We start from the raw sequence: 11,440 nt of genomic DNA on the forward strand, positions 1-11,440 counted from the left end.
CCTAGCGACGCACTTTCAGGGCAAACAGGCCTTGCGGGCGCAGCATCAGAATGCCGACCACAAACAGCAGGGTCAGAACCTTGGCCATGGAACCACTCAGGAAGAACTCCATGGTGGACTGGGCCTGGGAAATGGTGAAGGCAGAGGCAATGGTGCCGAGCAGACTCTGGGCGCCACCGAACACCACCACCAGGAAGGTATCCACGATATACAGCTGTCCGGAAGTCGGACCGGTGGAACCGATCATGGTGAAAGCACTGCCTGCCACGCCGGCAATACCGCAACCCAGCGCAAAGGTGACCCGGTCAACCCGGCCACTGTCGATACCCACCGCTTCGGCCATGGGACGGTTTTGCACGACGGCGCGGACCTGACGGCCCCAACCGGAACGGAACATCAACAGGTAAACGGCGAAGGCGATCAGCAGCGACAACACCATCACGAACAGACCATTGATGGGAATTTCCACCAGGTCGGTCACGGCAATGGAGCCCATCATCCAGTCCGGCAGGCTGACACCCACTTCACGGGCACCAAACACACTGCGGTAGGTCTGTTGCAGAATCAGGCTCAGGCCCCAGGTGGCCAGCAAGGTATCCAGCGGCCGATGATAGAGATGCCGTATCATCAACCATTCCACCAATGCCCCCAGTGCAAAGGTGACAACAAAGGCCAGGATCATGGCCACAAAGAAATAACCCCCGTATAAACCGGGCATGACACTTTCAAACACCTGGGCAGTCAGATACGTGGTGTAGGCACCCAGAATCATGAACTCACCATGGGCCATGTTGATCACGCCCATTTGCCCAAAAATAATCGCCAGCCCCAGCGCCATCAGTACGAAGATGGAAAACAGCGACAGGCCGGCAAACCCCTGCATGGCGAAGATGGACATCAGCTCCGGCATGGAATAGTCAGCGAACATGGCAGGTACTCCCAAACAGTGATTGGCTTACTGCGATCAGGAAAGTCGGCAAGACAGAAAAGAATTCGTTGAAGGAAAAGCCGGTGCCCTATCAAGCTGGGCACCGGTTAACGCAAGTGCTTACTGGTAGCCTTCCGGGAACGGGTCCGGTTCCATCAGCTCTTCGGTTTCGTAGATCACCTTGTACTGACCATCGGTCTGAGCCTGGCCAATACGCGCCTTGGACCACAGGTGATGGTTCTCGTGGATGCGCACATAGCCCTCAGGCGCAGTGGTCAGCTCGATGCCGGGAGAAGCGGCCTGGACTTTTTCGATATCGAAAGAGCCGGCTTTTTCTACCGCAGCCTTCCACAGCCAGGGGCCGAGATAGGCAGCCTGGGTCACGTCACCAATCACGATGTCATCGCCCCAGCGTTCCTTGAACGCTTTCACGAAGGCTTCGTTGTTGGAGTTGGTCAGGCTCTGGAAGTACTTCATGGAAGCGTAGGCACCTTCCACGTTCTCACCGCCAATACCTAGGATTTCATCCTCGGTCACGGAGATGGTCATCAGCAGTGGCTTCTCTTTGGTGAGATCCACACCCGCCGCTTTCATCTGCTTGTAGAAGGCCACGTTGGAACCACCCACTACAGAAGCAAAGATCACATCAGGCTTCTTCAGCTTGATCTTGTTGATCACGGAGTTGAACTGGGTGTGCCCCAGCGGGTAGTACTCTTCGCCCACCACTTTCAGACCCAGCTTGTCGATGTGCTTGCGGGCAATCTTGTTGGAGGTACGCGGCCAGATGTAGTCAGAGCCGAGCAGGTAGAAGGTCTTGGCGCCCTTCTCCTTGGCCAGCCAGTCGATGCTCGCCAGAATCTGCTGGGTCGCTTCCTGACCGGTGTAGATCACATTGGGAGACTGCTCAAGGCCCTCATAGAAGGTCGGGTAATAGAGCATGCCGTTGTACTGCTCAAACACCGGCAGTACCGCCTTACGGGAAGCGGAGGTCCAGCAACCGAATACTGCGGCCACCTTGTCGTTCACCAGCAGCTTGCGGGATTTCTCGGCGAAGGTAGGCCAGTCACTGGCACCATCTTCCTGGATGTACTCGATCTGGCGACCGAGCACACCGCCAGAAGCATTGATCTGCTCGATGGCCAGCTTCTCGGCCTGTACCGAACCGGTCTCACTGATGGCCATGGTGCCGGTGATGGAGTGCAGGATGCCCACCTTCACGGTGTCATCGGTGACCGCCAGCCCGGTGGTGTTGACCTCACTTGCCAGCGCATTGCTGGACAAGGCGAACAGCGCCGGCAGGGCCATCAAGCCCCCCAGCAGGTGCCGGCGCGTCCAGGACGACCGGCGGGGGGGCGTTTGGGGTTTGCTCAATTTCATGGTTTACCGTGGACGTTTGGGTTTTGCTCAATTTCATGGTTTACCCCTCATCAGCGAAATTCACGGGAAGCACGATGTGTCCCTCGCCAACGAGTATGTGAATCTGCCCCTTTTCCTCCCATTCGGTGATTGCGCCATCGCACTACGTCATTTGACGCATACCCGCCCATTGCAAAGCCTCTTACCCTGATGCGCGTATACAGGCGGGCACGATATATGCATTACAAAACAGAGATGAACAAAGTTCATATTCTTCAGGGACTTGCCGGGCAAGGTCGCCCGGATGATATTCCCCACGGCATCCGCGACAGGGATTTCCGCTGCCGACAACGGTACTGACATGGCCATAGAGCAGCGCATATTCCGGGTACGCAGAAGCTATAACCAGTGGGTTGCCAACCAGACCCTGGAAGACTTCGCCCTGCGCTTCACCGGCAAGGGTGCACGACGCTGGTCTGCCGGTCGGGTAGCGGGCACTGCCGTCGGTGCAGTGACCTTTCTGGCACTGGAAGCCATCGGCGGAGCCATTACTCTGAACTATGGCTTCACCAATGCGGTCGCCGCCTGTGTGGCTGTGATGGCGGTCATTTTTCTGCTCGGTCTGCCGGTGAGTTACTACGCTGCCCGCTATGGTGTGGATATCGATCTCCTCACCCGCGGAGCAGGGTTCGGCTATCTCGGCTCCACTCTCACCTCACTGATCTATGCCTCGTTCACCTTCATTTTCTTCGCGCTGGAAGCTGCCATCATGGCCATGGCACTGGAAATCCTGTTCGGAATACCGCCCACCATCGGCTATCTGGTCAGCTCTCTGGTGGCCATTCCCCTGGTGATCCATGGCATTACCACCCTCACCCGCTTCCAGCTGTGGACCCAGCCGGTATGGGTGTTTCTTCAGTTGCTTCCCTTTGTCTTCATTCTGCTGCAAGACCCTTCCACCCTGCCCCGCTGGGCCTCCTTCGAGGGACTCAACAACAAGACCGGTGATTTCAACCTGATCATGTTTGGTGCCGGGGCCACGGTGCTGTTCTCGCTGGTAGCGCAGATTGGCGAACAAGTGGACTTCCTGCGCTTCATGCCCGAAGCGAATAAAGGCAAACGGTTCCGGTGGTGGCTGGCACTGTTGTGCGGCGGCCCGGGGTGGACCGTCATTGGCGCCCTGAAAGTGCTGGCCGGTTCATTCCTCGCGGTGTTGGCGTTCTACCATGGCCTGCCCCTGGAGCAGGCCCAGGAACCCATGCACATGTACCTGGTGGCCTTTAGTCACATCACCACCAACCCCACCATGCTGCTGGCACTGGCGGGGGTCTTCGTGATCCTGTCGCAGCTCAAGATCAACGTGACCAACGCCTATGCCGGCTCTATTGCCTGGTCCAACTTCTTCTCCCGGCTCACCCACAGCCACCCCGGGCGGGTGGTCTGGCTGGTGTTCAATGTGGTGATCGCCCTGGTGCTGATGGAGATCGGCATCTACCGGGCCTTCGAATCCATTCTCGGCAGTTATGCCATGGTGGCCGTGGGCTGGATGGGTGCATTGGTGGCGGATCTGGTGATCAACAAGCCGCTGGGGTTGAGCCCGAAACACATCGAATTCAAGCGCGCCTACCTCTATGACCTGAACCCGGTTGGCTTTGGCTCCATGCTGATTGCCACTGGTATTGGCCTCAGTGCCATGACCGGCCTGTGGGGAGAAACGGTGCATGCCCTTGCCTCGTTCATCGCGCTGGCCAGCACCTTCATTACCACCCCCTTGCTGGCAATACTGACGCGCAGTCGCTACTACATTGCCCGCACGCCGGATTCCACCCGGGAGCTGGAAGGCCACGCCTGCTGTATTTGCGAACACACCTTCGACCGCGAAGACATGGCCTTCTGCCCCGCCTACAACGGTCCGATCTGTTCGCTGTGCTGTTCACTGGATGCGCGCTGCAATGACAGCTGTAAAACCAATGCACGCGTTTCAGAGCAGATGATGGTGTGGGTGGGCGGCTTCCTGCCCACTCCACTCATCAATCAGCTGCGCTCACGGCTAGGCCATTTCCTGGGACTGCTGATGACCATCACCCTCATCATGAGCGGCTTCCTCGCACTGGTTTACTACCAGATCCCGGTCAGCGATCACCTTGTTCAGACCCTCATGGCCGATACCCTGACCAAGGTATTCGCCATATTGATCATTATTAGCGGTGTGATTGCCTGGTTGTTTGTACTGGCTCATGAAAGCCGTGTGGTCGCCCAGGAAGAAAGTCGCCGCCAAACCCGCATGCTGATGGAAGAGATCAAGGCCCACGAAAAGACCGACCGGGAACTGCAAAAAGCCAAGGAACTGGCGGAAGCCGCCAACCAGGCGAAGAGCCGTTATCTCACCGGCCTCAGCCACGAGCTGCGCTCACCACTCAATGCCGCCTTCGGTTATGCCCAGCTGCTGGAGCAAGACCCGACCATTCCGGAGAACCGGCGCGATGCTATCGGGGCAATACGCCGCAGCACTGAGCATCTGTCGGATCTGATTGAAGGACTGCTGGAAATCTCCAAAATCGAAGCCGGACGCCTTGAGCTGTATCGCAATCAGGTGTGTGTGCCTGAGCTGATTGATGAACTGGTCACCATGTTCCAGCTGCAGGCCGCAGACAAAGGCATCGGATTCGAATTCCGCAGCAAGACCCCCATCCCCAACTGGGTCACCACCGATGAAAAACGACTGCGCCAGATTCTCATCAACCTGCTCTCCAACGCCATCAAGTTTACCCGCGAAGGCCAGGTCATTCTTACCTTCCGCTATCGCAACCAGGTCGCGGAATTCAGTATTGCAGATACCGGCGTGGGCATTGATGAGGAAGATCTGCAACGCATCTTCCGGCCGTTCGAACGGGTAAGGAAGCCCGGCATTCCCAGTGTCCATGGCACAGGACTCGGACTCACCATTACCAAGTTGCTGGCCGACATCATGGGAGGCGACATCCAGGTCAGCAGCACGCCTGGCCTGGGCAGCGAGTTCCGCCTGTCGGTGATGCTATCGCGCCTTACCGGCCCCGATCCTGTTCATCATGAACGTACCCCGGTGATTGGCTATACCGGCGAACGCAAGAGCCTGCTGGTCATCGATGACGACCCCTCCCATCGCGGCCTGATCAGTGACCTGCTGACGCCGCTGGGATTCATCATCAATGAAGCTCCGGATGGGGAAACCGGCATGCAGATGGCGCGGCATATCTATCCCGATCTGATCCTGATGGATATTTCCATGCCGGGAATGAACGGCTGGGAAACCGCTCAGCATATTCGCCGCCAGGGATACCGGGGGCCGGTCGTCATGCTCTCAGGCAACGCCAGGGAAAACCAGCCGGATATTCCGGATGGCCTTCACAACGATTACCTGACCAAGCCCTTCAAGCTGAATGCGCTGGTGGACTGCCTGGCTCGGCAACTGAGCCTGACCTGGTTACACCAGAACAGCGCTCCGCCAAAACGGATCCCCATCGCCGAAGAGCCGGCGCCCCCCCTGGATCAGTCGCTCCGCGATGAACTGCTGGCGCTAGCGGAAATTGGCCACCTCAGCGCCCTGCGCGAACGGCTTGATGACGCCAAGGCGAAGGGGCTGCTTCCCGCTTCCCTCGCCGTTGATCTGGATTCCCGATTGACCCTGTTTGATTTTCAGGCGGTGATCCGCCTGCTGGAGACTGCCGCATGAACGCTGCCCAACAACGCAAGGATTTGATTCTGGTCGTGGACGACTCTCCGGATTCCCTTGGCATGATTCATCAGGCTCTGGATCAGGCAGGGCTAACCGCACTGGTGGCGCTGGAAGGTCAACAAGCGCTGGGGATTGCCGAGAAAATGACCCCCGACCTGATTCTCATGGATGCCATCATGCCGAACCTGGATGGGTTCGAAACCTGCCGCCGCCTCAAACAGAACCCGGTGCTGTCGTCGGTACCGGTGATCTTCATGACCGGCCTGACCGAGAGCACAGATGTGGTGCGCGGCCTGGAAGCCGGCGGCGTGGATTATGTCACCAAACCTGTGCGGCCAAACGAATTGATCGCCCGTATCCGTGTGCACCTGAATAACGCACGCATGACGCAAAGCGCCCATACCGCCCTGGATCGACTCGGTCAGAGCAGTTTTTCCACGGATGAACTTGGTCAATGGCGCTGGGGTACCCCCCAGGTAGACCAGCTGCTGGAAAAAACCGGTGTCGGGCGTGGACAGCTTTCCGAACAGGTCGGGCAGTGGCTCCGCCACCAGCCTGACCCCGGCCAGCAACTGAACCAACTTCCGGGCAATCTTCAACTCCGTTATCTGGGACAGTCAGAAGCTGGTGAGCATCTGTTCCGCCTGTTGCACGTGGACAGTGATGCAGAGTTGGAACTGCTCAAGAACTCCCTGCATGTGACCCAACGCGAAGCCCAGGTGCTAGTGTGGATTGCCCACGGCAAGACCAACCGGGAAATTGCCCAGATCCTGGAACTGAGCCCACGCACGGTGAACAAGCACCTGGAACAGATCTTCCGCAAGCTGGGAGTAGAGAACCGCACCGCTGCCGCGGCGATGGTGATTCAGTATCTGACACGGTATTGAAAGCTATTTCGAGGTACGAGTAACGAGTTGCGAAAGGCAAAACCCGAGCGCGACCTACCTTCATGTTTCAGGTTTTCGCGACTTGAAACTCGCTTCCCGTAACTGGACTTACCGACTTGGGAACCTGCCCCGCCTCTGCACCAGAGCAGTCTTGGGCTACCCAGCCGGGACGATCACCTCAGGCAACACCGTCACAACAGTGCCGTAACTAACTACCAGCAACATCATCGAAATTGCCAGACCAAGAAAGGGGCCCACATTGAGAGCGCGGTGAAAGATAAATGCCTGGGCAGCCAGTTGCCAGCTGATCAGCAACAGATAGAACACCTCAAGCCCCCCGGTAGCGCCGCCAAGCAACACTCCCACACCCAGCAACGGCAGATTCACAATGGACAGCACCACATCGACACCCACCAGTGCAGTAGCGGTCTGCAGCCATCGGCCGGCAAGCCCCTTGAAGGACAACAGCACTAGGGTGCCCATCAGCAGAATCGTCAGCGCCAGCCACTGGCTTCCCAACAGCAGCGCAGCCGGCAAATTGCTCTGGGCCAGTCCGACTACCAGCTGTAAACCGGTCCAGATCATCATCACAAGCGCCAGAATGGCGGGGGAATAAGGCGTATCCTCTGGCCCGGCCCGAAAAATCGCCAGCCGCCAGAACAGGGTCATCAATGCTTTCATGGGGGGCTATTCTTCCAGAGCGGGAGGGAAAGGCAAGAGAGGAGCAAGTGACAAGTTGCAAGTTTCAACGCGATGCAGGCGTAGTGGTTAGCCGGGAAGTCTCCCGCCGCGCCAGGTGTTTGAACGCGGGGAACAACGGTGGGGTACTCGTAACGCAAGACGCGCCTTGAATCTTGAAACTTGCAACTTGCTCCTGTGTCGTCCGACAACATCGGGTGTGTTTCCGCCCCGCCTTCGCTAGAATGCCCACAAATCGAATCAAGGGGTCTGTCACATGGCGCGTAAAAACGCTTTCTACGCTCAGTCCGGCGGTGTTACCGCTGTCATCAATGCCTCCGCGGCCGGCGTGATCGAAGCCGCCCGCGCGAACAAGGATGTCATCGGCAAGGTCTATGCTGGCCGTAACGGCATCATCGGTGCCCTCACCGAAGAACTGATCGACACCAGCAAGGAAAGCAAAAGCGCCATCGAAGCGCTCAAGTACACCCCCGGTGGCGCCTTCGGCTCCTGCCGCTACAAGCTCAAGGATCTGAAAACCTCCCAGCGCGAATACGAGCGCCTGATCGAGGTGTTCAAGGCCCACAACATCGGTTACTTCTTCTATAACGGTGGCGGCGACTCCGCCGACACCTGCCTGAAGGTATCCCAGCTGTCCGAGAAAATGGGCTACCCGATCCAGGCCATCCACGTGCCCAAGACCGTGGACAACGACCTGCCCTTCACCGATGTGTCTCCGGGCTTCGGTTCTGTCGCCAAGTACACCGCCGTGAGCTGCCGCGAAGCAGCTTTGGACGTTGCCAGCATGTGCGCCACCTCCACCAAGGTGTTCGTGATGGAAGTGATGGGCCGTCACGCTGGCTGGATTGCTGCCGCCGCAGGCCTTGCCAAGGAAGAAGCTGACGACGCCCCGCACCTGATCCTGTTCCCGGAGATCGCCTTCGACAAGGCGGCCTTCATGAAGAAGGTCGAGGCCACTGTGAAGAAGGTGGGTTACTGTGTGATCGTGGTATCCGAAGGCGCCCGTTACGAAGACGGCACCTTCCTGGCGGACGCTGGCACCACCGATGCCTTCGGTCACAAGCAGCTGGGTGGCGTTGCCCCGGTGATTGCCCAGATGGTGAAAGACGAGCTGGGTTACAAGTATCACTGGGCGGTAAGTGATTACCTCCAGCGTGCCGCCCGCCACATCGGTTCTGCCACCGACATGGAGCAGGCCTATGCCGTAGGCCGTGCTGCCGTGGAATTCGCTGTCGCCGGCAAGAACGCGGTGATGCCCACCGTCGAGCGCAAGAAGACCAAGAAATACAGCTGGACCATCGGCGAAGCGCCGCTGAAGAAAGTGGCCAACGTGGAAAAGGCCATGCCGCGCAAGTTCATCAGCAAGGATGGCTTCGGCATCACCCCCTCCGCACGCGAGTATCTGTTGCCGCTGATCGGTGGTGAGTCCTACCCTCCATACAAAGACGGCCTGCCGCAGTTTGCCAAGCTCAAGCTGGTGCCGGTGGCGAAGAAACTGAACGACGTGTTCGAGGTCTGATCCAGACCTGATCATGAAAAGCCCCGCAATGCGGGGCTTTTTTATTGCTGTGTGGTTAGCTGTTCTCCATGGCAGACATATCCATCCACATCATCTCCCAGACATGGCCATCCGGGTCCGCCAGGCTGCGGCTATACATGAAACCCAGATCCTGCCGGGGATTGATATCCGCACTGCCGCCATGCCGTGCCGCCGCCTCATTTACCGCATCCACAATGTCACGGCTTTCATGAGACAGCGCCAGCATCACTTCACTGGAATGAGAGGGAGGAATCGGTCTGTCAGTAAAAGTCCGCCATTTTTCGTGCGTCAGCAGCATCACATAAATCGCTTCGCTCCAGACCATGCACGCGGCTGTCTCATCGGTAAATTGCGGATTATTTTCAAAGCCCAACGCAGCATAGAACGCCATTGAGGCGGGTAGATCTGCCACCGGCAAATTGACAAAAAGCATACGGGACATCTTGGCTCTCCTGAGAGTGAAGTGGACAAAACGGCTTTGCTATCACCCAGTAATCGAATCTTGAGGCAGGATTTCGACAGGGGGCCGATTTATTCTTCGAAAAGGTCCAGCACTGCACTCTCTCCCCAGAGGCAATCCAGCTGACGGCGGAACAACCCGGTATCGCCGCTGGTGAAAAATTTGCCCTGGCCGCCGTTTTCTCGGGCGGCCAGCAAGGAAGCCATATCAAGCCGTCGGCCAACCTCTCGGGCCACGGCGTCCTCGGTGCTGATAATCGTGATATCCCGTCCAGCAGCTGCCGCGATTTGCTCGGCCAGATAGTTGTAGTGAGTACACCCCAAAACAATGGTATCGGCACCTTCAGACAATAACGGAGCCAAGTACTCACGCAGCAACGCCCTGGTCTCATCCCCATCAAAGTCCAGCGCTTCAATCTGGCGAACCAGCTGCGGACAGGGTTGTACCAACAACGTGACATCCGTACTGAAACGCGCCGCCAGCTTTTCAAAGGAATGGGTCTGCAAGGTGCGCGGTGTCGCCAATACGCCAACCACCCCGGTGCGAGTAGCCTCTACAGCCGGCTTCACCCCGGGCTCCACGCCAATGATGGGTACCGAGAACGCCTCTCGCAGCTCGGCAATGGCCGCCGTGGTGGCGGTATTACACGCCACCACCACCGCCTTGGCACCCTGTGCCAGCAGAAAATCGGTGATCATATGCATGCGATCACGGATAAAGGCATCTGACTTGTCGCCATAGGGGGCATGGCGTGAATCGGCGACATAAAGAATATCTTCGCCAGGCAAACGCTCACGGACCGCACGAGCCACAGACAGGCCACCAATGCCGGAGTCGAAAATGCCAATGGGCGATGAGAGCGTCATACCAGGTTGTCTTGCGCCTTGCGGTACTGTCACGATGGAAAGAGAGCCGATTGTACCTTAGCCACCGGATAAAGGCGTACTCTGCGACACCTGCACTGTCACCCCACCCCCACCGGGTTCACAAATGCTGCAGAATGTTGAGCAGCTTGCCAAAGGGGTCATGCACAAAGAAACGCCTGACGCCCCAGGGCTCGTCCACCGGCCCATAGAGAATCTCCACTCCTGCCTGCTGAAAACGCGCCAGGGCTTCGCTCAGATCATCCACTTCAATAGACAGGTCCGGGACCTCGGTATCCGATCCACCCTGAGAACCAAAACTGACCTGTACCCGCATGGTTTCATCCGACCCATAGGTACGGAACCAGCCATGATCCATCAGCATTTCCAGCCCCAGAATCCCGCCATAAAAAGCGTCGACTTTCTCCGGATCACCGGTTCGGGTGTTCGCCATAATCCGCATGACTTTCATTGCGCTCTCCTGTTTTCAAATCCAGATTCCTTCAGGTTTGGGTTATCTATATCCATCATCCATGCCCCCGCTTAACAGAACATCCGCAGGCCTGTCATATCCAGGAAGTGATTCGCGAATCCGGGAGTTGCTACACTGGGTTATGCCACGGTTATTGTCGCTCCTGATTTGCTTTTGGTTACCGCTCTCAGCACAGGCCGAGAGTGATGCCACCACCATACTGGTGATTCGCCATCGCTGGCACACCGGCGTGGCATTCCCCGCTGAACACCTGTCCCCTTCCCTGATGTTCCTGTCTTCCCATTTTGATGCTCCCCATTATTTCGAGTTCGGCTGGGGGGATGATGCGTTCTATCGCAAAGACAATAGTGCCGGGCTGCTGCTGCGAGCCATGCTCTGGCCAACCCGGAGCGTCCTGCATGTCGCGGCACTGAACCATCATCCTTCAGAATTACCACACGGCGACATTCAGGCAGTGTGCCTGGATAGCAAGCAACAGGGAGTCTCTGAATAACTCCTT

Annotated in this window: 10 protein-coding genes; 4 read left to right on the top strand and 6 right to left on the bottom strand. The window is 57.6% G+C overall.

Features of this window, described 5'->3' with window-relative positions:
* Window position 1 precedes the first annotated feature (1 nt).
* Window positions 2–928 (bottom strand): urea ABC transporter permease subunit UrtB, encoded by a 927-nt coding sequence (gene urtB, locus Y5S_RS04015; RefSeq protein WP_035230577.1) that lies wholly within the window; start codon window positions 926–928, stop codon window positions 2–4.
* Between the two features lie 120 nt (window positions 929–1,048).
* Entirely contained in the window at window positions 1,049–2,305 is a 1,257-nt protein-coding gene (gene urtA / locus Y5S_RS04020) for an urea ABC transporter substrate-binding protein (RefSeq protein ID WP_035230578.1), read from the bottom strand.
* Window positions 2,306–2,645: 340 nt separating this feature from the next.
* On the opposite strand from urtA, the gene Y5S_RS04025 reads away from it, so the two are divergent.
* Window positions 2,646–5,996, top strand: a complete 3,351-nt coding sequence (locus tag Y5S_RS04025) for a hybrid sensor histidine kinase/response regulator (RefSeq protein WP_035230580.1) — start codon at window positions 2,646–2,648, stop codon at window positions 5,994–5,996.
* A complete protein-coding gene (locus Y5S_RS04030) occupies window positions 5,993–6,886 on the top strand; it encodes a response regulator transcription factor (protein ID WP_035230582.1) in 894 nt (297 codons plus the stop codon). The genes Y5S_RS04025 and Y5S_RS04030 overlap by 4 nt, the downstream gene beginning before the upstream one ends.
* A gap of 156 nt (window positions 6,887–7,042) precedes the next feature.
* On the opposite strand, the gene Y5S_RS04035 is transcribed toward Y5S_RS04030, so the two are convergent.
* The gene (locus tag Y5S_RS04035; RefSeq protein ID WP_035230583.1) at window positions 7,043–7,567 is read right to left on the bottom strand and encodes a hypothetical protein; all 525 of its coding nucleotides are present in this window, start codon (window positions 7,565–7,567) and stop codon (window positions 7,043–7,045) included.
* A 274-nt stretch (window positions 7,568–7,841) separates the two neighbouring features.
* Here Y5S_RS04035 and Y5S_RS04040 point away from each other — a divergent pair, with 274 nt between their 5' ends.
* Window positions 7,842–9,104 (top strand): 6-phosphofructokinase, encoded by a 1,263-nt coding sequence (locus tag Y5S_RS04040; protein WP_035230584.1) that lies wholly within the window; start codon window positions 7,842–7,844, stop codon window positions 9,102–9,104.
* A gap of 55 nt (window positions 9,105–9,159) precedes the next feature.
* On the opposite strand, the gene Y5S_RS04045 is transcribed toward Y5S_RS04040, so the two are convergent.
* From Y5S_RS04045 to Y5S_RS04055, 3 genes are all read right to left on the bottom strand, one after another.
* Window positions 9,160–9,567: a VOC family protein gene (locus tag Y5S_RS04045; protein ID WP_035230585.1), complete on the bottom strand. Its 408-nt coding sequence runs from the start codon at window positions 9,565–9,567 to the stop codon at window positions 9,160–9,162.
* A gap of 89 nt (window positions 9,568–9,656) precedes the next feature.
* Entirely contained in the window at window positions 9,657–10,451 is a 795-nt protein-coding gene (gene murI, locus Y5S_RS04050; RefSeq protein WP_035230586.1) for a glutamate racemase, read from the bottom strand.
* Window positions 10,452–10,569: 118 nt separating this feature from the next.
* Window positions 10,570–10,920: a VOC family protein gene (locus Y5S_RS04055; protein WP_035230587.1), complete on the bottom strand. Its 351-nt coding sequence runs from the start codon at window positions 10,918–10,920 to the stop codon at window positions 10,570–10,572.
* Window positions 10,921–11,062: 142 nt separating this feature from the next.
* Between Y5S_RS04055 and Y5S_RS19095 the strand changes: the two genes are divergently transcribed.
* Entirely contained in the window at window positions 11,063–11,434 is a 372-nt protein-coding gene (locus tag Y5S_RS19095) for a DUF2459 domain-containing protein (RefSeq protein ID WP_052041382.1), read from the top strand.
* The last annotated feature ends 6 nt before the right edge of the window (window positions 11,435–11,440 follow it).

The organism is Alcanivorax nanhaiticus, from assembly GCF_000756665.1.
Lineage (GTDB): Bacteria > Pseudomonadota > Gammaproteobacteria > Pseudomonadales > Alcanivoracaceae > Alcanivorax > Alcanivorax nanhaiticus.

Excerpts from the sequence above, each read along its gene's own strand:
- urtB (WP_035230577.1), bottom strand. The coding sequence starts at position 928 with ATGTTCGCTGACTATTCCATGCCGGAGCTGATGTCCATCTTCGCCATG.
- murI (WP_035230586.1), bottom strand. The coding sequence starts at position 10,451 with ATGACGCTCTCATCGCCCATTGGCATTTTCGACTCCGGCATTGGTGGC.
- Y5S_RS04035 (WP_035230583.1), bottom strand. The coding sequence starts at position 7,567 with ATGAAAGCATTGATGACCCTGTTCTGGCGGCTGGCGATTTTTCGGGCC.
- Y5S_RS04030 (WP_035230582.1), top strand. The coding sequence starts at position 5,993 with ATGAACGCTGCCCAACAACGCAAGGATTTGATTCTGGTCGTGGACGAC.
- Y5S_RS04045 (WP_035230585.1), bottom strand. The coding sequence starts at position 9,567 with ATGTCCCGTATGCTTTTTGTCAATTTGCCGGTGGCAGATCTACCCGCC.
- urtA (WP_035230578.1), bottom strand. The coding sequence starts at position 2,305 with ATGAAATTGAGCAAACCCCAAACGCCCCCCCGCCGGTCGTCCTGGACG.
- Y5S_RS04040 (WP_035230584.1), top strand. The coding sequence starts at position 7,842 with ATGGCGCGTAAAAACGCTTTCTACGCTCAGTCCGGCGGTGTTACCGCT.
- Y5S_RS04055 (WP_035230587.1), bottom strand. The coding sequence starts at position 10,920 with ATGAAAGTCATGCGGATTATGGCGAACACCCGAACCGGTGATCCGGAG.
- Y5S_RS04025 (WP_035230580.1), top strand. The coding sequence starts at position 2,646 with ATGGCCATAGAGCAGCGCATATTCCGGGTACGCAGAAGCTATAACCAG.
- Y5S_RS19095 (WP_052041382.1), top strand. The coding sequence starts at position 11,063 with ATGCCACGGTTATTGTCGCTCCTGATTTGCTTTTGGTTACCGCTCTCA.